We start from the raw sequence: 22,865 nt of genomic DNA on the forward strand, positions 1-22,865 counted from the left end.
TTTAATTAGTTAAGGGTTGAACTAAAGAAGCGGTATTATTTGTTGGTTTATTTACATCTTTTGATACTTCATGAAAAATTAAGTTTGGTTTTTTAGCCTCTTTTAAAAAATTTGAACCAGATAACTCTAAGTTTAAATATCGATTAACATCTGTTTGATTTAATATCACTGGCTGACGGTGATGAATTTCTTTTATATTATCTGACGCTTCCTCTGTAATTAAACAAAACTGATCACTTTCATAAATACCAGCAAAGAAAATAGGTTTTTTATCCTCTCTTACAAAATAATGAGGAGTTTTTTCTTTTTCCTCCCTTTTCCACTCATAAAATCCATCGGCAACTGCAACACATCTAAAATCTTTAATCAATTTTTTAAAAGAAACTTTTTCATCAATTGTCTCTAATCTTGCATTAATTAATGCTTTAAAATCTTTGTCTTTTGCCCAACTAGGTACTAATCCCCATTTTAAGTTTTCTAAAGTATTACCATTTTTATATTTTTTAATAACTGGAAGCTTTTGATATGGGTGAGCATTATAATTTTCATTATCTTCAATCTGGATTGCAGATTTTATTAATTTATCAGTTTTTGAAACAGGGCTTGTAATCACATAACGTCCACACATAATAAAATATAATACTAGTAAATTTGAAGATTCACAAAGAAATCGTTCGATAATTTTATGATTAACTTGCTTTTAGATTATCAAGCCAATTTCTAACTTCATGAGTTCTATTATCAAAATCTAAATCTTGTTCTTTTATATAGTTAACATGTTTTTCAAACTCATCTTCATTTTTAAAAATATTGTTATTTAGTAACCTGTCTTTTCTTGCATTAGATAAATTAACCATTTGCCAATACTCGTAATCAGGATGATATTGTAATCCCCAAATCTCTGATTGACCCGATTTAAAATAAATTGCCATTACTCTATTAATACTATCACTAGATAATAATTTGGCACCTTCTGGTAATTCTATTACTTCATCAAAATTAAATGCAGGAGTTGTAAAAATGTGTCTTTTATTTTTGTATATTAAATTTTTTTTACCTTCATCATTGATCTTAACGTCAGTTGCTATACCTATGTGGGCACCATTTTTTGCGGGTGCAACATTTCCTCCTGCTGCAGTGGAACATACTTGTAAACCCCAACATATAGCTAAAATTTTTTTTCCGTGTTTAAAACAATTAGATGCAAAATTGATATGCTTTTTAATTTCATCTGTCATATCATTAATTCTCATGGCTCCACCTGTGAATATAATTCCTTTATATTGATTTAAATTTTCTAAAGCTTCTTTTGTTTCATTATCTCTGGAAGGGTTAATGATTTTTATTTCAGCTAATGGCTCTATTTTTTGCACTAGATTTTTTAAATTTTCAGAACAACTTGCTTTTGCAGCTTCAATAAAAACACTAGAATCTTCTGGGTTATTACCTTCAACTATTAAAATATTTAAACTCATTCTTTGTTAATACACTAAATTAACTGTTGTTTTATTAATTCTTTTATTTGCTCAATCATAACTTTTGGAGACTGCATAGCAGGATAAATCTCTTGAGCTCTTTCATAACTTTCAATTGCTATTTCATAATTTTCTAATTTAATATTAACCAAACCTTGTCCAGCTAAAGCTCCAAAATGTCTATTTTCTAACTCCAAAACTTTATTAATATCTTTTTGAGATCCTTCGTAATCACCAATTAAATATAAAGCATTTGCTCTTTTGTTCCATGCTTCGGCCCAATTTGGATCTAGTTCAATAAGATCTGAGAATATCTCAATTGCTTTTGATAAAGTATTTCCCTGCATAAGATTTGTACCCTTCGATAATTTTAATGTAAGTTTTTCGTCAGTTGGGTGGGTGCTCCAAATTTTCCAAATTTTTTGTTCAGTTCCATAAACTAAAGCTGCATTATTAATTTTTAGTTCATTGAATAAACGGTTTAACTGAATGTCTCTATCATTCGCTTTTGAACTGATAGTTAAAAATAATAAACTAATAAATAATGTAATTATTTTTTTCACTTTTAAAAACTATCAAAAAAAATTAAAAATTTCTTTTAATTATTTGGAATTAATCTGATCTATTGTAGGAATTGAATTTGCAGCACCTAATTTAGTTGTAGAAATTGCAGCAACTTTATTCGCAAATATTATAGCTTCCTTAACCGATTTATTGTTTGATAAAGCAATCGCAAGAGCACCATTAAAAACATCCCCCGCACCAGTAGTATCAACAACCTTATCTGTCATTTTATATGCATCTAAAAAATATTCTTCCTTATCATTTTTAAAGAAAGCCCCTTTTTCTCCAAGGGTAATAATCACATTTTTAATTCCAAAATTTAACAAATCTTTTGCTGCTTGTTTAATATCTTCTTCATTTTCAATCTTTTTATTAAGATAAAATTCTGCTTCCTTTTCATTCGGAGTAAAAAAATCAATTAATTTAAAATACCGATTATCTATAATGCGTGCAGGAGCAGGATTTAAAATAGTAATACAATTAAAATCTTTTGCTTTTTCTAAAGCATACATTGTAATATCAGTTGATATTTCTAATTGAGTTAAAAATATTTTAGAATCTTTTATTGTATCTAGATTATTATCAATATCTTTTTTGGAAATTTTATTAGCTACACCAGGAATAACATTTATAGAATTATTCCCTTTTTCATCAATGAATATTCCAGCAACGCCTGTTTTTTCATTTTTATCTAAAAGTACAGAATTTATTTTAACATTATTTGATTTATAAATTTCTAAAGCCATATGACCATATTCATCATCCCCCAGTCTTGAAATAAAGTTTACATCCCCATTTAGCTTAGCAACTGTAATTGCTTGGTTGGATCCTTTTCCACCTGGTCCTATTTGAAAATCATTTCCAATTTGAGTTTGTCCAATACTTGGTATTTTTTTTCCAATAAAACAAAGATCTGCAACAAATATACCTAATACGGTAATAGAATTAGACATAAAAAATTAATTTTTAACAAACCGGTTTTAATATTTTTATTAACTGATTGTGAATATTTTTATTTGCTGAACAAATAATATTACCAGCTTTAACTGCACTCTTGTTACTCCAAGTTGATACTATTCCACCTGCAGCTTCAATAATTGGTATCAATGGATGTATATCCCAAATTTTATTAGAACATTGAATAACAACATCTAATTTTCCTTCAGCAAAATGAGAATAACTTAATGCATCTACACATGGAAATTGCATCAATTTTAATATTTTTGGAATTTTTTTTTGTTGATCTAAAGAAATGCCACCATGAAATGCAACTGACATTTTCATATTAGAAAATTTTACTTTGTTATTAACTTTAATTTTTCTCTTTTTATTATTTTCAACAACAAAAGAGGATTTATTTGATGAATTAAAATAATATTTTTTCAATACTGGGAAATTAGCAAGTCCCACAATTGGATTACCTTTGTAATTTAAAGAAATTAAATTACTCCAAGTAGGATTTCCTATTACAAAAGATCTTGTTCCATCAATTGGATCAATTACCCATGTGAAGTCACTTTTAGATTTTTGATGACCAAATTCTTCTCCAATAATTTGATGCTTTGGAAATTTTGAATTAATTTCTTTTCTAATAAACTTTTCAAAAGCTTTATCAGCAGTTGTTACTGGATCGTATCCTTTGCCCTTGATCTTGTTAGAGGTAACAAACTTTTTGTTAAGTTTTAAGTAATAAAATTTAGTTAATTTCTTTGCTAAATTTTCAACAAATCTTGAAAATACTTTATAATCTGATGATTTAATATCTGACACATCTCTCTAATACTATTTAATTGATATTGATTAAAGACAAATTTTAAATAATCATCTTAACTTCTATGAAAATTGAATTATCAGAAAATAAAGTTTTTTTTGAGAAAGATGGCTCAAAGAAAGAGATTCATCCTTTTTGGTTAAGAGAAAGAGTAAATGGAGATCAATACCTTGATAAAGGAACCCAACAAAGACTATTCGATCCAACAGAGTTAAAAAATGATATCAAAATTAAGAAACTTAATATTATAGATAATTTTTTAGAAGTAACTTTTGATGATGGTGCTTTTACTAAGATAGCTATCCAAAGTATTTTAAAAGAGTTTGCAAATGATAATGACATTAAATTAATAGAAAAAGTAAAATGGAACTCTTCTTTAAAAGATTTTAATTACTTTAAATATAATGAAAACTTTTTTGAAGATAAATTAATGCATGATGCATTAATCAAATTTTATCAATATGGATTTGTGATTTTTAAAGATGTGCCAACAGAAAATAATTTTCTAGTAAAATTTGCAAATTCTATAGGTAGTATCAGACGAACTAACTTTGGTGAATATTTTGATGTAAAATCAAAACCAAATCCAAATGATTTAGCGTATACATCATTACCTCTAGCACCTCATACAGACAACCCTTACAGAAATCCAGTTCCTTGCATTCAAATGTTACATTGTATTGAAAATGAAGTTTCTGGAGGTTTATCAACATTAGTTGATGGTTATACTGTGACTGAGGATCTTAGAGAAAAATATAAAGAATATTATGAAGTTTTAACTAAAACAAAGATAAGATTTCAATTCGTAGATGATACTGTGGTTTTAGATAGTTGGGCTGAAATGATTCAATTAGATGAGCACAAAAAGTTTAAACAAGTAAGATTTAGTCCACGATTAGATTTTGTTCCTTTAATGGAAAAAAATAAATTAGAACTTTATTATTCAGCAAGAAATAAAATATCTGAACTTTATAATTCTGATCAATATCGAATTGAATTTAGATTATCACCTGGAGATTTGTTGATGATGGATAATCATCGCTTATTACATGGCAGAACTACTTATAATGCTAATGAAGGAAAAAGGTTTTTACAAGGCTGTTATATTGATTATGACAGTACTGAAGGCAAGTTAAAACATCTTCAAAGAAAATTTAATAATTAATTTTTATTCCTTCTTTCAATTTCTTTATAAAGTGCACTGTGGTCATCATTATCATTTCCATTTTCAACTAAAGATTTGAACATATCCTTAATTAAATTTGATATGGGTAATTGAGTGTTGAGATCTCCTGCACACTCTAAAATATTATTCATGTCTTTTAAATGAGTAGATACTTTGCCTTTTGGAGAAAAATCTTTATCAATCATTCTCTTACCGTGATTTTGCAAAATTTTACCATCAGCAAACCCACCTGCTAAAGCTTTAATAAATTTATTACCATCAACTCCTGCTTTTTCACATAAAGTAATTGCTTCGGCAACAGCACCAATGGTTATCCCTACAATTATTTGATTGGCTAATTTTGATACTTGCCCACTTCCAATAGGACCTACTAATGTTGGATTTCCCATAACTTTTAAAACATCTTTAATCTGATCAAAAACTTTTTGATCTCCTCCAACCATTATTGCTAAGGTTGCCTGTTCAGCGCCAATGGTTCCTCCTGAAACTGGTGCATCTAAAAAATTGATACCTTGATCTTTTAAAAGTTTTCCATATTTAATTGCAATTTTTGGTTTGATCGATGACATATCAACTATAGTTGATCCTTTTTTTAAATTTTCTTGAAAGTCTTGGTCACTTAAAACTTTTTCAACAGCATCATCATCCGTTAGCATTGTAATAACCACATCAACACCTTTCACGGCTTCACTCAACGAATTTGATATTTTTGCGGCAAATTTCTCTAGAGGTTTAGCTTTTTCAATTGTTCTACTAAACACATTCAATTCTAAATTTTTTTCAAGAAGATTTTTGGCCATTGGATAGCCCATAAGGCCAGTGCCAATAAATGCAATTTTCATTTGAAAGATTTATCTCTTCAAACAATTATTAACTAATATCGCCATTAAGATCCAAACTATAAAGGCTTCACCATTAGTGAATGTATAATCTGCACCTGCAAACCCAGCAACAATATTTAATCCATAAATTATTACTGTAGATGCAACAAGGCTAATTAATAAATCTTTTAATGCACATAAGTACTTCATGAATAAACTTTATACATATTCATTAATCATGTAAACTTGATAATATGAAAAATATTGGCTTCATTGGTGTTGGCTACATGGGTTATGGAATAGCCAAAAACATTTTAAAAGCAGGTCATAAATTATTTGTTGTTGCAAATAAAAACCGAGAACCAATTGAAAAAATAGCTAGTGAAGGTGCAATTGAAGTTAAAAATTTTGATGAATTTAAAGATAAAAATTTAGATGTACTATTTAAATGTGTAACAAATACACCAATCGCAAAAGAAATTGCTGAAAAATTATCCTCAATACTAAGTAATAATTGTTTAGTTATAGATATTACAACTCATAATAAAACTGGATCTATTGAAACAGAGGAAATCTATAAACATAAGAATATTAGATATATAGAGTGTCCTGTAATGGGTGGTCCTGTCCAAGCTGAAGAGGGTGTTTTAGGAGGTATTGTTGGTGCTTCTGATGAAAACTTTAAAATTGCAGAGCCATATTTAAAAAATTTCTGTAAAAATTACTTTCATTTTGGTCCGGTTGGAATGGGAGCTAAATCAAAATTATTAAATAATTTTTTAACTTTAGGAAATGCTGCTCTAATCAATCATTTAGCAAAAACGGGAAAAGAATTTGGTCTCGATATGAAAAAATTATTTGAAGTTGCTAAACTAGGGTCAGGCAATTCAGCAGCTTTAAATCGAGTTTTTGATAATTTACTTGAAGGAGATTTTACTGGTTTTAAATTTACTACAAAAAACTCAGTCAAAGATTTAACTTATATACAAGATTTATTAAAAAATTTCCCTGAAGCAGAAAAAGTTGCAGAAACAAATAAAAACTATTTTCAAAAAGCTGTTGATGATGGTTATGGTGAAAATTTTATTAGTGAATTAATAAATAAAAAATAATTTTTAAAAAAACTTTTTGTATTCTCGTTTAAAGGGAAGTAAATTCTGATATCGGGAACCTACTAAAGCATCAGGTTGTATTCAAGAAATATATTTGCATAAAATTAAAATAAATTAATTGATAAAAGTTTTAATTATAATTAACTTAATAAATAAGGAGGTTATTATGATTAAACTTACACCACCTGACACATAACTGAAGATCTTCAAATACGAAAAAACGAAAACAAAAATCCAATCGGATTTAAATGCCAAAGAGGCAACATAGAGGAGCTCTTTTGGTGAAGAGACTGAAAGAGCGAACCTCTCAAATTAATTAAAAGACTTCAAAATTTCTAAAGGTAAAGGTGCTTCAGGATATTTTTTAGTACAAAGCACTTCATATTTTTTACAAAACCTAATTATAGTTTCATAAACCTCATCAGTTTTATTTGAATTATTCTCAAGATCTAATTGTTTAATCATTTGATCTCTTTCATTCTCAAGTTCTTTAACTTGTTTACCTGATAAATATTCACCTGTTTCAATTTCCCAATATGTGTCTTTTAATTCGTCTTCGCTTAAATTATTCAACTTTGACTGTAATTCTTTAATCACCTCATCTTCAGTTTCTTTATCTCTCATGGGTGAATTGATTAATTTAACAAGACATTTATCCTTCAGACCATCAATAAAATGATCATAAGGTCTGCCGTCAGATAAATCCTTAAAATGATTTGAGCTAAAATATTTATTAATTGCTGATTTAGTTGTACCTTTTTCTTTACCTTTAATGACGGCTATTTGAACATACACTTCTTGACAAATATACTCTTCAAGATGCTCTCTTACTGTTTCGGGTATCATAAATAATTTATTTATTATATTAAATAATACTCGATTTTAATCTAATTGTTTTCTGAGCTTTCTTCATCTCCAGCAGTTGTTTTTTTTGTAACAACTTCTGGAAATATCCAAATTCCAATTATCATTAAAGGAGCTAATGCTGCAATAGATAGAATTAATGATTTATCTCCAAGGAAATTTTCAAAAAGTATTACACCTATTGCAACAATAATCACATAAGAAGTTAAAAATATCTTAATCTTTATTGGCATTAAGTATTAATTTTGATTTTGTTTATCAGCCAATACTTCCTCTTTAATATATTTTTTATTGTATCCGTTAAAAAATGTACCAATCAATCCTCTATCTAAGTCTGATGTTCCAAAAAGCCAGTCAGCAAAAGGAAATGTTAGGTTCATGTTTAAACCCATCATTATTCCTTTATTATGGTGTGCCGCATGATGTCTTCTTATTGTATTGATAAATGGACAATGTCTAACAAACCAATTTTCCTCAACATGGCAACAAAAATGCATAAATTCATAAAGAAGATAAAATGAAGTAGTTGAACATATAAATAACCATCCAACATTAGGTGAAACAATATATGATAACACAAGTACACCTGGTGCAGATAATAATGTGATAAATATTGCTAACGCATATGGAGGAAATACAGTTACTCTCCAGTCATGAGGCCCTGCAAATCTCATTTCTTCTTCAGTAAAAAACTGATGGTGTTGTAAAGTATGCCTTGAATAAATTGCTCTAGCACCTGGAAAATTTTGTGGTTTATGCATAACAAATTTATGTATCCACCATTCAAAAATGTTTGCACCAATCAATGTTACCGGCACAATCAACCATTCCCACCATTGAATATTGTTTAAGTGCGATGTGAAATAATAAAGTGCTACTGCGCCAATTGCATAAACTAATAATACATGCACATATCCATTATAAAAACCTTTTAAATTTGATCTATAAACATCCCTAAATTCTTTTTGCCCTTTTGTAAAATTAGCATTTTTTAGCTCTAAATTTTCTGCACTCATTTTAACCTCTTTTTTTTATTAATATATCAGTAATATATCACAAATAATCAATATTTGTCAATTAGGTGTTTCTTTCTGTTGAATTGCGAAAATTGAAGAGTAACCGTTTGACCAATTAGGTGGAATAATAAATTCTCCAGAATCACATCTGATCTTATTATCATATTTTCCCCTAACGATTGCTTGTTCATATTTTGATTTTAGGGGTTGGGGTGTAAATGGCACAGAATCACCTGAGCTCAAAACATATAGCATTAGAGGCCTTGGCAACTCTGAGTTGTTGGGTTTTGACCCATGTACAGTTCTGTAATTATGAATTGTTATTGATCCCGCATTTCCTTTTAGAATTTTTTTATCATCTAAATTAATTTTAATTAAATTTTTTTCTGAAATATTCCCTAACCACTTACCATTATCATAATGATCAATTACATCTTTTTGATGAGATGTTTTAATGATTTCTAATGGTCCTTGTTCATCTGTGCAATTTTCAAGATAAACACCAATTGTGATGACTGAGTCATTGGTATGTGGAAAATAAGGTTTGTCTTGATGCCATTTTACTTCCGTCCCTCCTTTGGGATTTTTAAAATTTAGCTTTGATTGATAAAATCTTACTACTGGACCTAGAATGTCTTCTGCAACATCTCCTATAGGTCCTTCAGTTAATAATCTCCATAAATCATCATTATAATCACAAGGACTAGATACTCTTCTTAGTTTAGGATTTTCTTTTGTATGGTCGGGTTGAATATCGTAGATTGAATTAGATTTTTTTAAGTTTCTACTTTCATTTATAAAATTATTTATTGCTTTTTGACATTTTTGTAGCCATTCAGGACTTAAAATATTTTCAACTTTAATTCCACCATCTTCAAAAAATTCTAATCTTTTTTCTTCAGATATTATTTTAGGTTTAAATTTTAAAATATCTTCTTTTTTCATTTAAACTATTTTATTCATTAATTTACTGATTTTCAAATCCTAATAGTTTTTCGGGTAACCAGGTAACTAAATCTGGAAAAATCATTACGATCGCTAAAGCAACAACTTGAATTCCAACAAATGGTATCACACCTTTGTACATAGTATTAAGTTTCATCTCAGGCGGAGAAACACCTCTTAAGTAAAAAATTGCTGGTGCCATTGGAGGTGTTAAATAACTTGTTTGTATCATTATCAAAACCAAAATACAGAACCAAACTGGATTAAATCCAATATCAGTTACTATAGGTGCAAATATTGGAATAAAAATTAAAAGAATTGAAATCCATTCAAGAAAAAAACCTGCAATGAAAATAATACCTAAAAATGCAAACAATAATATCCAAGGAGATAATTCTAGTGAATTAACAAACTCTTTCATAATTGACATACCCCCAGAGGCTGCAAAAACACCAGTAAATAAACTCCCTGCCATTAAAATAAACATAATCATTGATGTAACAGTAATTGTTTTTACTAAAGCATCTTTAAAAGTTTTCAGAGTAAATTTTTTATAAAATATAGTAAGGATCAAAGATCCCGCTGCGCCTAAGGCAGCAGCTTCAGTTGGTGCAGCAAATCCGAGCATAATTGAACCTAAAACTGCAAATATCATTAATATTGGGGGCACTAGAGCTTTAACTGTAATCATAATTTTTTCATTAAAACTTAATCTATCAATCTCATCTTCTTCCGTAATCGTTGGTCCATTTTCAGGTCTTACTATGCAAAGAATTAAAATATAGATTATGTAAAGCGCAGCTAAAACTAATCCAGGAAAAATCATTCCTACCATTAAGTCTCCAATAGAAACGTCTGCGATAGGACCTAAAACAACAACAACGACAGATGGTGGTATAATTGTACCTAAAGAACCTCCAGCACAAATAGTTCCTGAAATTAATGAATGTGAATATTTGTGTTTTAACATTGCAGGAATTGCTAATAAACCAACAACTGTTTCTGTAGCTCCTATCACGCCAGTTGAAGCTGCAAAGATTATGCACATAATTACAGTACCAATTGCAAGACCTCCCGGTAATTTCTTTGTCCACATGTGTATTGCGCTGAACAATTGTTGAGCAATACCAGACCTTTCTAGCATTGACCCCATGAAAACAAATAAAGGTACAGCTGCTAAGATAAAATTAGAAGCTATACCTTCAATTTTAGATATGAATTGATAAAAAACTGCATCTCCGAATGTTACTAAACCAAAAGCAAATGCTATACTAATTAAGGATAAAGCGACTGGAAAACCAAAAAAAATTAAAACAAATAATGCTGGAAACATCCATAATGAAATCATTTATTGTTTTTACCTTTTAAAATTAAAATTGATTTAAAACCTTCTGCTAAAGATTGTAAAAATAGAATGAAGAAACTTAAAAACATTATAAAATGCATTGGCCAAATTGGAGGATTCCAAGCTGAATGGCCGGTACTTTCACCACTTAAAAAAGAGTATTCGGTGTGCTGATATAGTTTTAAAGATAAAACACTCAAGCAAGGAATTATAAAAATAATATAGAAAAATAAATCAATAACCGCTTTTTTTTTATTTGATAATCTATTGTAAAAAATATCTATTCTAATGTGCTCTTGTTTTTTTAATGTTAAAGCACCACCCAATAAAAAATGAAAACCCATCAACAAATAGCCAAATTCATATGCCCATATTGTAGGGTTATTTAAAACATATCTTGCAAAAACCTCGTAACAAGTTGCAACTATCAGAGGAATAATGAGACCTGAAGCAATATATCCAGGAAAACAAGTTATAATTTCAGTATATCTTATGAATTTATTCAAAAAAGTTCTCATAAAAATCTCACCCTAAATTTTTAGGGTGAGATCAATTTTTAATATTATCTTACTTTTACATTTCTGTATTTTCCAGAATCTTTCCATCTAGAAAAGTACTCATTTTGATGATCCAAAACTTTCTTAAAGTAAGCATTCTCTTTAGCTACCCCTTCAGCCCATTTTAAACCAGCCTCTCGACCAGCATATTGAACTTCTGCATCTAACTCTATAATTTCATTTCCTTTACCTTTGAAATATTCAAGAGCTTTTGCATCTTCATCTCCAATAGTTAACCAAGAGTCCATTGTGGTAACAAAAGCTGCATCTTTTACCAATTGCTTATCAGCAGCAGATAATTTACCCCAAGCCTTTTTGTTTATTACTAATTCAAAAGGCGCTGTAGGCTGATGCACACCTGGAATGATCACGTATTTAGTAACTTTATCAAAACCTGGTGAAATATTTTCCCAAAGTGTTCCCCACTCTGTTGCATCAATTGTTCCTCTTTCAAGAGCAGTATAAACTTCTCCTCCAGGCATTGTAACTGGTGAAGCTCCCATGCCTTTAGAAATTTCTAGCCAAGCTCCAGCGGTTCTAAGCTTCAAACCTTGTAAATCATTTAAACTTTTTACTGGTTTTCTAGAATGAAGAAATACTTCTGCAGTTCTAACAAATAGTGGCATTGAAACTAAACCGAACTTTTGATCTCTAAATTCAGCTTGCATTTCTGCTCCACCACCTCTGTATAACCAATGTAGCATTTTTTCTGTATCACTTGATCCTGCATAGCCACCGAATAAAACTGTAGTTTTATCTTTACCCCAGTCATATCCCATCCAAGTATGACCCATATCAGCAACACCATTTTTCACAGTTTCTGAAACTTTCAAACCTGGTCCAAGAGTACCAGCTGGAAAAACCTCAATCTGTATTCTTCCATTTGACATCTTATCTACATTTGCTGCAAATGCTTTAGCACCAATTTCCATTAAAGGACCACCACCCCAACTAGTAGCCATTTTAAACTTATGTTTATCAGCTGCAATTGAATGAGAAGTGATTACTAATGAAAAAGTTGCAATTAATAAAAATAATTTTTTTATTTTATTAATCATAATTACCCTCCGATTAGTTAGTTAATTATTAAAAGTATGCACAATTAACAAATTAAAGTCAATTGGTGATATATCTCAGATATATAAGAATGGTTAAATTTGTTTTCTCTTTTCTACTAATGAGAGAAATGTTTCATATTCTTTATCAGATACTGAATAAGAATGTTCTTCATCAGGGAATGACCCATTTTTAACTTCCTGAACATATTTCTTAAGACCATTTACAGCTACTTCGGTTAAATTAGCATACCGTTTAGTAAACTTAGGCTTAAAATCGGTGAAGACACCTAATAAATCATAAGATAAAAGTATTTGACCATCAGTTCCATTACCAGCGCCAATACCAATAGTTGGAATATTTAGTTGTTCTGAAATTACTTTAGCTATTTTGGCAGGAACAGCTTCAAATTCTAACATAAAGCAACCTGCATCTTGGATTGCAAAAGCATCTTCAAGAATTTTCATTGCACCTTCTGCGGTTTTACCTTGAAGTTTAAATCCACCAAACATTGCAATTGTATGTGGTGTTAATCCAATATGAGATGCTGTTGGTATTCCAGAGTCTACCAATGACTTTAAAATATGTGCTTGGGATTTACCTCCTTGTGGTTTTACTGCATCACAATCAGCTTCTTGCATAAATCTTGTAGCATTTTTTAAAGCATTATTGATAGTGTTGTAACTTTGATATGGCATACAGCCCAAAACAAATGTATTTGGCGCACCTTTTCTAACTGCTAATGCATGCATAACCATCATATCCATAGTAGCTGGAATTGTACTTTTGTGTCCATGAGCTACCATTGCAAGCGAGTCTCCTACAACACAGACATCTACACCTGCTGCTTCAGCCCAACTTGCAGAAGTATAATCTGGAACGGAAGAATAAACCATTTTCTCACCTGAATGTTTAGAATCGATAATTTCTTGAATTAATCTTTTTTTTTTTTCAGGCATAAATATATTTGTGATATATCATAAGTTAATTTATTTTGATTGCAGTTGTCAATATTTAATAATAGCTTGCTTTGGAATGTCTAAAACTTTAGCGGAAAAAACTTATTCTATAATTGAGGAGAAAATAGTTAAACTAGAATATAAACCAGGTTCGTTTATTACAGAAAATTTCTTAGAAAAAAATCTAAAATGTGGAAGAACTCCAATTAGAGAAGCTATTCAAAAATTAGCAAGAGAAGGTTTGATTAAAGTTCTACCAAGAAAAGGTTTGTTAATAACAGAAATAAACATAAATGATCAGCTAAATTTGGTTCAGGTAAGAAGAGAAATTGAACGATTAATGGCAAAATTAGCAGCAAAAAATTCAAACACTAATGAAAGAAAAAAATTTAGAGAAATATCTTATGCAATGAAAAAATGTAAAAAAAATAATACTGCTAAATTTATTAAATTGGATAGTCAAATGAATGATTTATTGTCAGTCACCTGTGATAATGAATTTGTAAGAAGAGCTATTAAATTGGTGGCAAGTTTATCTAGACGTTTTTGGTTTTATAGAAATAAAGGTCAATTAGAGGATTTATTAGTAATGGCAAAATTACATTCAGCAGTATGCGATGCAATTGCGCAAGGTAATGAAAATTTAGCACAATCAAAGTCTGATAAATTGATGGATTATATAGAAAATTTTACAAAACAATCCATTAATACCATTTAAAAATGGAAATCATTGATAAAAGAGTTGTAGATAACATTTCAACAGATGTTGTTGTTGTAGGCGGTGGTGCAGCAGGTGTAGCCGCTGCTAATACAATTGCAAATCAAAATCTAAAAGTTGTTTTAATAGAAAAATATGGTTTTTGTGGTGGTGGTGCTGTAGCTGGATTATCAGGCACAATTTGTGGCTTGTATGAAGCTTCAGATAAATTACAAAATAAACCTAAACAAGCTGTATTTGGTTTTACAGATGAATTTGCAAAAATGTTGGAAAAAAAAGGTGGTTTAACCGAGCCAATAGCTTATGGAAAAACTTTTACAAGAGTGCATGATCCCTTAGTCTGGAAAGAAACTGCAGATATTTTTCTACAAAACAAAAATATTACAACAATTTATCACGCTGTAGTTATTAAAACGTTAGTGGAAGGAAATGATAAAATTGAAGGTGTGCAGGTTTGGAGTAAACAAGGCACTTTTAATATTAGAAGCAAAATTACAATTGATGCATCTGGTGATGCAGATGTAATTGCAATGGCAGGATTGCCTAATTTTATAGGTGATAAAGGTAAAGTGCAAAATCCAACTATGATTTTTAAAATTTCAGGTGTTGATATTGAAACTTTTAAACAAACATACGGATTAAATTCAATAATGCCTCAAGAAGTTACTGATTTGATAACTAAAATGAGCAAAGAAAATAAATATAAACTTCCTAGGGCTAAAATTTGGTTATTTTCAACAACAAAGCCAAATGAGTTATTATGTAACTGCACAAGAATAATTGGAGAGGATGGCAGAGAATTGAATTCTCTTTACTATAAAGATTTTACAGAAGCTGAAACTCAAGGCAGAAAACAAATTCGTGAATATGCAAAATTTTTTAAAGAAAATTTAAAAGGTTGTGAAAAGTCATTTGTAACTGATACTGGAACACAAGTTGGAATAAGACAAACAAGACAAGTGGATGGGGTATACAAACTTAAAAATAATGATGTAATCAATGGAAAAAAGTTTAAAGATGGTATTGCAAGATCGCCTTGGCCAATAGAACTTCATTCTGGGAATAAACCAAAAGTTGAATGGTTGCTGGATGACGTGTATGAAGTTCCTTTGAATTGTTTTATTCCTAAAAATGGAGAAGGTATTATTGCAGCAGGAAGGTGCTTATCTGCTGAACATGAAGCTGTTGCATCAGCAAGAGTAACTGCACAGTGCTTTAGCTATGGTCATGCAGTTGGACATGCAGCCTCAATTTCAATCAAAGAAAATATGTTATTAAGAGATATAAAAGGTGAAAATGTTAGAAGAATACTCAATAAAGAAGGAGCAAGATTAGATTAACAAAAAAATTATGCTTTTAATTTATTATTTTCAGGATCAAAGACAGGTTCTTTAATAATTGTTGCTTTAATTTTGTTGCCTTGAATTTCAATTGTAAATTCATTACCAAGTTTAGCGGTTTCAGGTTTAACATAAGCAAAGGCTAAACTTTTCTTAACTCTAAAACCGTATCCACCAGATGTTGTAAGCCCTACTCTTTCATTGTTAAAATATACAGGTTCATTACCATGGGCATCAGCATTTTTTGCATCAACTTCTAAATAAACTAATTTTGTATCAATGCCTTTTTTTAATCTTTCTTTAACTGCATCTGATCCAATAAAATTATCTTTTTTATCTAGATTAAAAAATTTATCTAAACTTGCCTCAACCACACTTATTTCTGGAGTTAATTCTGACCCCCAACCTCTATAACCTTTTTCCATTCTCATCGAATTTAGAGTTCTTGAACCAAAATCAATTATATTTTCACTTTGTCCCTCTTTAAATAATAAATCATAAACCTCACTCATTTTATCCATTGCAATATGAAGCTCCCATCCAAGTTCACCAGCATAATTTACTCTTAGTGCTAAAACTTCAATATCATTAATTTTTATCTGTTTTGATTTTAACCAAGGAAAATTTTCATTTGATAAATCGGTATTTGTAACTTTTGATAAAACATTTCTTGATTTAGGACCAATTAAACCGAGCACCCCTTTTTCTAATGAAACATTTTTAATTGCTACTTTTTCAGTATCAAGTTTATTTTGATTAAACCAATCTAAATCTCTTATTTCAGAAACTGCTGCTGATAATGCGTAGTAATGATTTTCTTTAACTTTTGTGATTGTAAATTCACTCTGAATTCTACCAATATTGTTTAATGTGTGAGTTAATATGATGCTTCCATCTTTTTTTGGAATTCTATTAACACATAATCGATCTAGAAATTGATAACTATCCTCTCCTGTTATTTCATATTTTGAAAAAGTACTTAAATCTAAAATCCCAACATGATTATGAACATGCTCACATTCTTTTTGGATATAAGGAAAAACATTATTTCTATTATAACTTAACTCCTCTTTAATTTTATCGGTATTAAACCAATCTGGTTTTTCCCAACCATACAAATCATAATATTCTGCACCCTTATCTTTTAATGTTTGATAAACCCCAGATGTTTTCATTGGTCTTCCAGCTTCAACTTTTTCGTGGGGCATTGGTGTTATATACATTCGTCCGTATTGTTCTTTTGATTTTATAACTGAATATTCTTTATCCACCCAATTTAGATATCTTCTAGGCTCAAACTCCATCATATTAATTTCACTGTCACCATGTACAATCCATTGAGCCATAAATTTTCCAGCTCCACCACCATGTGCTATCCCGATACTTGCTGCACAAAACATCCAAAAGTTTTTTAGTCCTGGTGCAGGACCTGCTAGAAAATTGTCATCAGGTGTATGAGTAATAGGTCCACAAATAATTCTTTTAATTCCAACATCTTTAAATTGTGGAATTCTATCCATTCCTCTTTCTAAATATTTTTCAATTCTATCTAAATCTGGTTCTAAAAGTTCCATATCAAACTTCCAATCCATTCCTTCTAATGCCCAAGCAGCAACTTCTTTTTCATAAGGTCCAATTAATAATCCTTTACCCTCTTGTCTTAAGTAAGATGATGAGTCTGGATCTCTAACAACTGGAAGTTCTTTATCTAATTTTTCAATCTCTGGATGAGCCTCTGTTACTAAATATTGATGAACCATATTGATACTTGGGACATTCTTAATTCCAACCATTTGTGATACTTCTGGACAAAAACTTCCTGCAGCATTTACAACATGCTCACAGGTTATATTTCCTTTTTCAGTTATAACTTTCCATTCACCACTTGGTAATTGTTCAATATCAGTTACTCTATTTTTTCTATAGATTTTAGCACCTTTATCTCTTGCACCTTTTGCCATTGCATTAGTTGTTGAAGTTGGATCAGTATAACCATCTTCAGGAGTGTAAAATGCTCCAAGTATTCCATCTAATTTTATAAATGGATGATATTTGTGAATTTCATCTGTTGAAATAATAGAACAGGGAGATCCAGCTATATCTAAAATTCCTTTAACATAATGAAACCACTGAAGATCTTCTTTTTTATAAGCTAGTCTTAAGCTTCCTGTTTCATGAAAACCTGTTGGTTGTCCTGTTTCTTTTTCTAAAGATTTATAAAGATTTGTTGAATGAAGATGAATTTTAGCAAGATTTAAACTACTCAACATATGAGGGCATTGACCAGCTGCATGCCAAGTTGAACCAGAAGTTAATTCACTTTTTTCAATTAAAACAACATCGCTCCAACCCTCTTTAGTTAAATGATATAATAAGCTTACACCCATTATACCGCCACCGATGATCACAAGTTTTGCATGAGATTGTAGTTCAGACATATTAATTATGTATTTTGATTAATTAGAAGAAGTAGTTGTAAATTTTAGAAAATACAAATATAAAAATAACGCAATAATTATAGGCCTAAACTCTATTTTGAGCTTCTCTTTTATTTTCACTAATGTTCTTCTCTATACTTATTGTGACAAGCTTTACAATTTCCCCACATCAATTTTCCTAAAACAAGTTTTACATCATCACTATTCTGAATAATTGAAGCTAACTCAAGCATATCATTTGAGGATTTATCCATCAAAGAGTTAAAATTATCTTTCTCCTCCCAAATAATTGGCAATGACTCAGTTTTAAAACCTTGTTTAGTATTTTCAGGAAACATCTCCTTAAGTTTTTTATAATTTTCACTCATTTCCATCATTAATTTTTTTGCGTCATCAAAATTTCCACTTGATGAAAGAGCTTGAACTCTTTTTGCGGTATTATAATTTTTACTAAATAATGCTTTCCTACCTTTAATGATTTCCTCTACAGTTTGATTGGCATTCGCATTAAATCCAACAAAAATAAAAGAAATTATGATTATACCCTTGCATATAAGGTTAATCGTGTGTTTAATTAAAATGTGCATTTAACAAACACCATAACAGAATATGGATTTATTTCAAAATTCTTTCATTGGTCAACAGCTTTACTTTTAATTATTCAAATTCCTTTGGGATTTTACTTAGTTGATTTAGATTTTGGAAAGACAAGGATAGATATAGAAAATATTCATGTAATTATTGGGTTAAGTATATTTTATTTAGTTATTTTAAGGCTTTTAAATAACTTTTTAAATCCAACGCCAAAAATTATAACAAGTAGTTTTTTTGGTCAAAAATTTATAGCAAAACTAAATCATGTCTTGCTTTATTTATCTGTATTAACAATTACTATTTCAGGAATTTTGAAAAAACTATTTAATGGTGAAAAATTAAATTTTTTTTTTAAGGATATTCAAATTCAAGATAATTTTGATTTGGCAGATCAATTTTATGATATTCATATACTGGCTAATTATACCTTGATAGGTTTAATATCCTTACACATATTAGCAGTGATAGTTCACCGTTATATTTTTAAAGAAAATATTTTAAAAAAAATGCTATGATTAATGAATGTTTTTTGCGTTCTTTATAATATGATGCAAACTTAAACCTCTTTTACAAAGCTTCACTAATCCTGCTATATTGTTTACACCTTGGTCTTTGGCTTTATTTAATAAAAATAAAAATAATCTCGCTGTTATTCTACAATCACCTAATGCAGAATGTCTTATCTGATCATCTGTTTGAATATTAAAATGTTCACATAAATTTGATAATTCATAGCTTTCTAAATCTGGATAAAGTCCTGCAGTTAAAAAAATTGTATCAATTGGTTGAATAACCTTCATACGATTTGCTAGATTTGTACCTTTAGCATTATTTTTTATAAAATTTATATCAAAGTCAATATTGTGACCAACTAAGACACTTTTTTTTAAAAATTTTAATATTTTATCTTCAATTTCAATTAAGGTTGGCTTATCCCTAACATCTTCATCTTTAATATGATGGATCATTGTCGACTCTTCTGGGATTTTGATTTGAGGATTTACCAACTCATCTAAGAACAAGTCCTCTTGGATCTTAAAATTATTAATTTTTAAAGAAGCAACAGATATGACTTTATCACCCTTTGAAACATTTAATCCTGTTGTTTCAGTATCTAAAATAGAAAAGTTAGATTGTTCTAATGATACTCGATTAAATAATTTTTGTTTTTCAAAATAATATCTAATTTTATTAAAAATACTCTTCACCAATATCTACTCTGACCCTTTGCTTTAATTCTCTTATTTTTTTAAGATAAATTTTTAAAACTTTTTTTTCTCTTTCAAGTAATGATTTTGGGTTAATAAAATTTTTAATAGTTAAACCTTGTTTAGTTCTTTCAACTTGATTTTTAAGTAAAATGCTAGACATAAAACGATGAGCATTTTTAAAAAAATCAGTTTCATCGTCATTTAAAACTTTAAGTTTATTCAGCTCATCTAATCTCTCAAATGTAGAGGTTTTAGTTACTTTATGCTTAATTGAATATAATCTGATACTCTCAACTAATGGGAGGGTTCCAGTGTGTTTTAAATTTAGTAAGCCAATATTTTCTTCATCATTTTTTTCAAGAATAAATTGACCAAAAAAACCAATTGCTGCATCACTTTCTTCTTCACTAAAATATAAAAATTTTAATAATTTTTTTTCATGAAGTTTTTCATTTAAATGAAATCTTAATTTATCAGCAAGTTCAGATTTTCCATAAACAGATTTAAAGTCATATAGCATATCTATATGTCTCATATCTTGTGGAGTATGATTATCTAAAAACTGACTAACTTGGTTTTTCCATTCTGGCAAACTTTTTCTCCATAAAGGATTACTTGCCATGAGATCACCTTTACAAAAAGGAATATCACAATCGTCTAATGTTTTAGTGAAATCTTTTGCGAGCTCCTCAAAATATAAATCTAATTTTTTGGGATCTTGATCATTAGTTTCATAAATAATTCCATTATCTTGATCTGGATGTAAAAAACTTTCCATTCTTCCGCCTGATCCCATAACAATCACAGAAAAATCAGGAATATCTTTAATGATATTTTTTTCAGCAACTCTTTTTTCAGCAAGCCTTATTGCTCTTCGATAAATCACATTATTTAAAAAACTCAAAAGATATGAAATATCACCTGGATAAACATTTCTATCCAGCATATTTTCAGCAAGAACTACTTGTTGTTGTTTGATTTTTATCAAACCCGATACATCTTGCTCATCATAAGTCATGTTATCTATTTGATTAACAACATCACCTAATTCAGCTTGTAGAGCTGTATTCATATCTATCATTCCTAATATTTTTAAACCCATGTCAAAAACAGGAAGGTGATTTAAATTTAATTTCCGCATCTTACCTACTGCATGAAATAATAGATCATCCTCATAAACAAATTTTACAGGACTTGTCATAACTTCACTTACTTTAGTTAAATCATTAGATGTAAATACAATTCTTTTTAGGATGTCTTTTTCAGTAATAATTCCAATTACTTTTTTATTGTCTTCTACAATAATGGTTGATTTTTTTTCTGTTCTTAATTTTTCAATTGAGTTTTTAACAGTTTGTTCTTTATCAACTAAAACATAATCATCAGTCATGTAATCCATGACTTTATTTGTAAACAAATCTACACTGTTGGATCTTTTAAACATTCTTAAATATAATTAATTCAGATCAAATGCACATCTAAAACCTACATAAATTGCATAAAAATCTGATGGTTTGTATTGTGCTCCACTTTTTGAAGTCTTTGATCCTCCGTACCACCAAGATGCACCAGCAGTTAAAGAATTTTCGCCTCTTTGATCATCTATCCATTCCCAAACATTGCCCCCCATTGCAACCAGACCATTTATTCCAATAGGTAAAGTGGTTACATCAACATGTTTATTATAATCTAATAGACCTTGTGAATTCATATTTTTAGCTTCATCACCACTTGGATATTTATAAGTTGTCCCTTTTTTAAATTTATCTGAGTCAAAGTTTTGCGTATACGCTGCAAAAGACCATTCTTTAAAAGTTGGTAATCGTCCACCTACATATTTACAATATTTATCAGCTTCAAAACGACTAATGTGAACAGCGGGTTCTAACTCTGAAACTGGTTTTTTTCCATAAGGGGTTTGATAATTCCAATTATTTCTTTTTTCCCAACCAGCACCCCATTCATATCCACCACCTGTTTTTTCTGCCTCAGTAATTATATTATTTGCTACTGCATATTTTTTGAATTCTTTGATTGTAATTTCATATTTATTTAAAGAAAATTTTTCAAAATTAATTTTTTCATTAACAAACGCATAAGATATATTTTGATATATAAAAATTAAAAATGTTAGAATTATTTTTTTATAACTACACATCGTAATTTATCTCTAAAATTAATTTCATTTTTAAACTTTAGTCTTATTTCTTCACAACCTTTTTCAATATCTTTTAAATTAAAATCAAGTAGTGTTGAAATATATTTATCTTTAACCATTTTCAAATATTTTTGTTTTTTAACCTTAACTTTATAAATAAATTTTTTACTAATACATTTGTTATTCTTGATTATAAAATTTATAATTTTTTTATCTTTATTAAGAGAATATTGAAGTTTTTGGTGCATCTTTTTAAATGTTGGTATTTCATTTTTTACAGGATCTAGAGTAAAAATAAATATTTGTCCTTCAGGTAAAAGATTATTTTTACAAAATTTAATTAGTTTTTTTATTTCACTCATCTTTAACAAGTGAATAGTTTGCTTAATTAGTATTAAATCAAATCTTTTGTTATTTGCTTTAAAAAAGTTAATTCCATCAATTTTTTTGAAGAAAATTTTTTTATCTTTATCTTTATGACTTTCTATATCAATACCAATTGGCCTATTTTTTAATTTTAATTTAGTAGATAAATTTCCTAAGATTTTTCCTCTGCCACAACCAATATCTAAAATTTTTGAACTGGAGTTAAGATTTGAATGTTTTATTAAAAATTTATTAAAAGAATTAATGTAATCTTTAGATGACAGCCAAGTTTTATTATCCCAATTCTTAATTGATTTCATAACTTATTTTAATCATTTTAAGTTTTTATTAAATAAAGTATTAATTACT

Annotated in this window: 26 protein-coding genes; 5 read left to right on the forward strand and 21 right to left on the reverse strand. The window is 29.0% G+C overall.

From position 1 onward, the window contains the following. Position 1: 1 nt before the first annotated feature. From B9N70_RS04150 to B9N70_RS04170, 5 genes are all read right to left on the reverse strand, one after another. A complete protein-coding gene (locus B9N70_RS04150; RefSeq protein ID WP_085114547.1) occupies positions 2–628 on the reverse strand; it encodes an SOS response-associated peptidase in 627 nt (208 codons plus the stop codon). Positions 629–689: 61 nt separating this feature from the next. After that, positions 690–1,475: a type 1 glutamine amidotransferase gene (locus B9N70_RS04155; protein ID WP_085114548.1), complete on the reverse strand. Its 786-nt coding sequence runs from the start codon at positions 1,473–1,475 to the stop codon at positions 690–692. Positions 1,476–1,489: 14 nt separating this feature from the next. Further along, positions 1,490–2,038: a tetratricopeptide repeat protein gene (locus tag B9N70_RS04160; RefSeq protein ID WP_085114549.1), complete on the reverse strand. Its 549-nt coding sequence runs from the start codon at positions 2,036–2,038 to the stop codon at positions 1,490–1,492. Between the two features lie 39 nt (positions 2,039–2,077). Next, the gene (gene rbsK, locus B9N70_RS04165) at positions 2,078–2,992 is read right to left on the reverse strand and encodes a ribokinase (RefSeq protein ID WP_085114550.1); all 915 of its coding nucleotides are present in this window, start codon (positions 2,990–2,992) and stop codon (positions 2,078–2,080) included. 13 nt (positions 2,993–3,005) lie between these two features. Then, positions 3,006–3,809 (reverse strand): inositol monophosphatase family protein, encoded by an 804-nt coding sequence (locus B9N70_RS04170; protein ID WP_085114551.1) that lies wholly within the window; start codon positions 3,807–3,809, stop codon positions 3,006–3,008. Positions 3,810–3,874: 65 nt separating this feature from the next. On the opposite strand from B9N70_RS04170, the gene B9N70_RS04175 reads away from it, so the two are divergent. Continuing rightward, positions 3,875–4,975: a TauD/TfdA family dioxygenase gene (locus tag B9N70_RS04175; RefSeq protein ID WP_085114552.1), complete on the forward strand. Its 1,101-nt coding sequence runs from the start codon at positions 3,875–3,877 to the stop codon at positions 4,973–4,975. Here the strand turns inward: B9N70_RS04175 and B9N70_RS04180 are convergent. Beyond that, positions 4,972–5,838: an NAD(P)-dependent oxidoreductase gene (locus tag B9N70_RS04180; protein ID WP_085114553.1), complete on the reverse strand. Its 867-nt coding sequence runs from the start codon at positions 5,836–5,838 to the stop codon at positions 4,972–4,974. The two genes, B9N70_RS04175 and B9N70_RS04180, sit on opposite strands and share 4 nt — an antisense overlap. 9 nt (positions 5,839–5,847) lie before the next feature. Beyond that, positions 5,848–6,027 carry a hypothetical protein gene (locus B9N70_RS04185; protein ID WP_085114554.1) on the reverse strand — a complete coding sequence of 60 codons (180 nt, stop codon included), beginning with the start codon at positions 6,025–6,027 and terminating at the stop codon, positions 5,848–5,850. A 44-nt stretch (positions 6,028–6,071) separates the two neighbouring features. Here B9N70_RS04185 and B9N70_RS04190 point away from each other — a divergent pair, with 44 nt between their 5' ends. Next, the gene (locus tag B9N70_RS04190) at positions 6,072–6,929 is read left to right on the forward strand and encodes an NAD(P)-dependent oxidoreductase (RefSeq protein ID WP_085114555.1); all 858 of its coding nucleotides are present in this window, start codon (positions 6,072–6,074) and stop codon (positions 6,927–6,929) included. Between the two features lie 312 nt (positions 6,930–7,241). On the opposite strand, the gene B9N70_RS04195 is transcribed toward B9N70_RS04190, so the two are convergent. The 8 genes from B9N70_RS04195 to panB form a co-directional block, all read right to left on the reverse strand. Next, entirely contained in the window at positions 7,242–7,775 is a 534-nt protein-coding gene (locus tag B9N70_RS04195; RefSeq protein ID WP_085114556.1) for a hypothetical protein, read from the reverse strand. 41 nt (positions 7,776–7,816) lie between these two features. Continuing rightward, on the reverse strand, positions 7,817–8,026 hold the full coding sequence (locus B9N70_RS04200; RefSeq protein ID WP_085114557.1) for a hypothetical protein: 210 nt from the start codon (positions 8,024–8,026) through the stop codon (positions 7,817–7,819). Positions 8,027–8,032: 6 nt separating this feature from the next. Continuing rightward, positions 8,033–8,809, reverse strand: a complete 777-nt coding sequence (locus B9N70_RS04205) for a sterol desaturase family protein (protein ID WP_085114558.1) — start codon at positions 8,807–8,809, stop codon at positions 8,033–8,035. Positions 8,810–8,866: 57 nt separating this feature from the next. Beyond that, positions 8,867–9,754: a phytanoyl-CoA dioxygenase family protein gene (locus B9N70_RS04210; RefSeq protein ID WP_085114559.1), complete on the reverse strand. Its 888-nt coding sequence runs from the start codon at positions 9,752–9,754 to the stop codon at positions 8,867–8,869. A 22-nt stretch (positions 9,755–9,776) separates the two neighbouring features. After that, positions 9,777–11,102, reverse strand: a complete 1,326-nt coding sequence (locus tag B9N70_RS04215) for a TRAP transporter large permease (RefSeq protein ID WP_197684938.1) — start codon at positions 11,100–11,102, stop codon at positions 9,777–9,779. Then, a complete protein-coding gene (locus B9N70_RS04220) occupies positions 11,099–11,617 on the reverse strand; it encodes a TRAP transporter small permease subunit (protein WP_085114560.1) in 519 nt (172 codons plus the stop codon). Before B9N70_RS04220 ends, B9N70_RS04215 begins: the two co-directional genes overlap by 4 nt. 44 nt (positions 11,618–11,661) lie before the next feature. Then, entirely contained in the window at positions 11,662–12,714 is a 1,053-nt protein-coding gene (dctP, locus tag B9N70_RS04225) for a TRAP transporter substrate-binding protein DctP (RefSeq protein ID WP_085114561.1), read from the reverse strand. A gap of 93 nt (positions 12,715–12,807) precedes the next feature. Continuing rightward, complete coding sequence (gene panB / locus B9N70_RS04230) at positions 12,808–13,671, reverse strand: 3-methyl-2-oxobutanoate hydroxymethyltransferase (protein WP_085114562.1); 864 nt, start codon at positions 13,669–13,671, stop codon at positions 12,808–12,810. Positions 13,672–13,747: 76 nt separating this feature from the next. Here panB and B9N70_RS04235 point away from each other — a divergent pair, with 76 nt between their 5' ends. Together B9N70_RS04235 and B9N70_RS04240 are read left to right on the forward strand one after the other, a co-directional pair. Continuing rightward, a complete protein-coding gene (locus B9N70_RS04235; RefSeq protein WP_085114563.1) occupies positions 13,748–14,389 on the forward strand; it encodes a GntR family transcriptional regulator in 642 nt (213 codons plus the stop codon). A 2-nt stretch (positions 14,390–14,391) separates the two neighbouring features. Beyond that, positions 14,392–15,729 carry an FAD-dependent oxidoreductase gene (locus B9N70_RS04240; protein WP_085114564.1) on the forward strand — a complete coding sequence of 446 codons (1,338 nt, stop codon included), beginning with the start codon at positions 14,392–14,394 and terminating at the stop codon, positions 15,727–15,729. 8 nt (positions 15,730–15,737) lie between these two features. Here the strand turns inward: B9N70_RS04240 and B9N70_RS04245 are convergent, their stop codons facing one another. Continuing rightward, a complete protein-coding gene (locus B9N70_RS04245) occupies positions 15,738–18,167 on the reverse strand; it encodes an FAD-dependent oxidoreductase (protein WP_085114565.1) in 2,430 nt (809 codons plus the stop codon). Between the two features lie 119 nt (positions 18,168–18,286). Next, positions 18,287–18,754 (reverse strand): cytochrome c, encoded by a 468-nt coding sequence (locus B9N70_RS04250; protein ID WP_085114566.1) that lies wholly within the window; start codon positions 18,752–18,754, stop codon positions 18,287–18,289. On the opposite strand from B9N70_RS04250, the gene B9N70_RS04255 reads away from it, so the two are divergent. Then, positions 18,749–19,276 carry a cytochrome b gene (locus B9N70_RS04255; protein WP_085114567.1) on the forward strand — a complete coding sequence of 176 codons (528 nt, stop codon included), beginning with the start codon at positions 18,749–18,751 and terminating at the stop codon, positions 19,274–19,276. The genes B9N70_RS04250 and B9N70_RS04255 overlap by 6 nt on opposite strands. On the opposite strand, the gene B9N70_RS04260 is transcribed toward B9N70_RS04255, so the two are convergent. Genes B9N70_RS04260 through B9N70_RS04275 form a run of 4 tightly spaced genes read right to left on the reverse strand, consistent with a single transcriptional unit; the run spans position 19,277 to position 22,816 of the window. Beyond that, positions 19,277–19,969 carry a 3'-5' exonuclease gene (locus B9N70_RS04260; protein WP_172819953.1) on the reverse strand — a complete coding sequence of 231 codons (693 nt, stop codon included), beginning with the start codon at positions 19,967–19,969 and terminating at the stop codon, positions 19,277–19,279. Then, the gene (locus tag B9N70_RS04265) at positions 19,953–21,416 is read right to left on the reverse strand and encodes a DUF294 nucleotidyltransferase-like domain-containing protein (protein WP_197684939.1); all 1,464 of its coding nucleotides are present in this window, start codon (positions 21,414–21,416) and stop codon (positions 19,953–19,955) included. The genes B9N70_RS04260 and B9N70_RS04265 overlap by 17 nt, the downstream gene beginning before the upstream one ends. A gap of 12 nt (positions 21,417–21,428) precedes the next feature. Beyond that, positions 21,429–22,130 carry a formylglycine-generating enzyme family protein gene (locus tag B9N70_RS04270; RefSeq protein ID WP_085114570.1) on the reverse strand — a complete coding sequence of 234 codons (702 nt, stop codon included), beginning with the start codon at positions 22,128–22,130 and terminating at the stop codon, positions 21,429–21,431. Further along, positions 22,109–22,816 carry a class I SAM-dependent methyltransferase gene (locus B9N70_RS04275; protein WP_085114571.1) on the reverse strand — a complete coding sequence of 236 codons (708 nt, stop codon included), beginning with the start codon at positions 22,814–22,816 and terminating at the stop codon, positions 22,109–22,111. Before B9N70_RS04275 ends, B9N70_RS04270 begins: the two co-directional genes overlap by 22 nt. Between the last annotated feature and the right edge of the window lie 49 nt (positions 22,817–22,865).

Source organism: Candidatus Pelagibacter sp. HIMB1321 (genome assembly GCF_900177485.1).
Classification (GTDB): Bacteria; Pseudomonadota; Alphaproteobacteria; order Pelagibacterales; family Pelagibacteraceae; genus Pelagibacter.

Coding starts and splice junctions, on each gene's coding strand:
- B9N70_RS04150 (WP_085114547.1), bottom strand. CDS start 628: ATGTGTGGACGTTATGTGATTACAAGCCCTGTTTCAAAAACTGATAAA.
- B9N70_RS04155 (WP_085114548.1), bottom strand. CDS start 1,475: ATGAGTTTAAATATTTTAATAGTTGAAGGTAATAACCCAGAAGATTCT.
- rbsK (WP_085114550.1), bottom strand. CDS start 2,992: ATGTCTAATTCTATTACCGTATTAGGTATATTTGTTGCAGATCTTTGT.
- B9N70_RS04175 (WP_085114552.1), top strand. CDS start 3,875: ATGAAAATTGAATTATCAGAAAATAAAGTTTTTTTTGAGAAAGATGGC.
- B9N70_RS04180 (WP_085114553.1), bottom strand. CDS start 5,838: ATGAAAATTGCATTTATTGGCACTGGCCTTATGGGCTATCCAATGGCC.
- B9N70_RS04185 (WP_085114554.1), bottom strand. CDS start 6,027: ATGAAGTACTTATGTGCATTAAAAGATTTATTAATTAGCCTTGTTGCA.
- B9N70_RS04190 (WP_085114555.1), top strand. CDS start 6,072: ATGAAAAATATTGGCTTCATTGGTGTTGGCTACATGGGTTATGGAATA.
- B9N70_RS04195 (WP_085114556.1), bottom strand. CDS start 7,775: ATGATACCCGAAACAGTAAGAGAGCATCTTGAAGAGTATATTTGTCAA.
- B9N70_RS04200 (WP_085114557.1), bottom strand. CDS start 8,026: ATGCCAATAAAGATTAAGATATTTTTAACTTCTTATGTGATTATTGTT.
- B9N70_RS04205 (WP_085114558.1), bottom strand. CDS start 8,809: ATGAGTGCAGAAAATTTAGAGCTAAAAAATGCTAATTTTACAAAAGGG.
- B9N70_RS04210 (WP_085114559.1), bottom strand. CDS start 9,754: ATGAAAAAAGAAGATATTTTAAAATTTAAACCTAAAATAATATCTGAA.
- B9N70_RS04215 (WP_197684938.1), bottom strand. CDS start 11,102: ATGATTTCATTATGGATGTTTCCAGCATTATTTGTTTTAATTTTTTTT.
- B9N70_RS04220 (WP_085114560.1), bottom strand. CDS start 11,617: ATGAGAACTTTTTTGAATAAATTCATAAGATATACTGAAATTATAACT.
- dctP (WP_085114561.1), bottom strand. CDS start 12,714: ATGATTAATAAAATAAAAAAATTATTTTTATTAATTGCAACTTTTTCA.
- panB (WP_085114562.1), bottom strand. CDS start 13,671: ATGCCTGAAAAAAAAAAAAGATTAATTCAAGAAATTATCGATTCTAAA.
- B9N70_RS04235 (WP_085114563.1), top strand. CDS start 13,748: ATGTCTAAAACTTTAGCGGAAAAAACTTATTCTATAATTGAGGAGAAA.
- B9N70_RS04240 (WP_085114564.1), top strand. CDS start 14,392: ATGGAAATCATTGATAAAAGAGTTGTAGATAACATTTCAACAGATGTT.
- B9N70_RS04245 (WP_085114565.1), bottom strand. CDS start 18,167: ATGTCTGAACTACAATCTCATGCAAAACTTGTGATCATCGGTGGCGGT.
- B9N70_RS04250 (WP_085114566.1), bottom strand. CDS start 18,754: ATGCACATTTTAATTAAACACACGATTAACCTTATATGCAAGGGTATA.
- B9N70_RS04265 (WP_197684939.1), bottom strand. CDS start 21,416: ATGTTTAAAAGATCCAACAGTGTAGATTTGTTTACAAATAAAGTCATG.
- B9N70_RS04270 (WP_085114570.1), bottom strand. CDS start 22,130: ATGTGTAGTTATAAAAAAATAATTCTAACATTTTTAATTTTTATATAT.
- B9N70_RS04275 (WP_085114571.1), bottom strand. CDS start 22,816: ATGAAATCAATTAAGAATTGGGATAATAAAACTTGGCTGTCATCTAAA.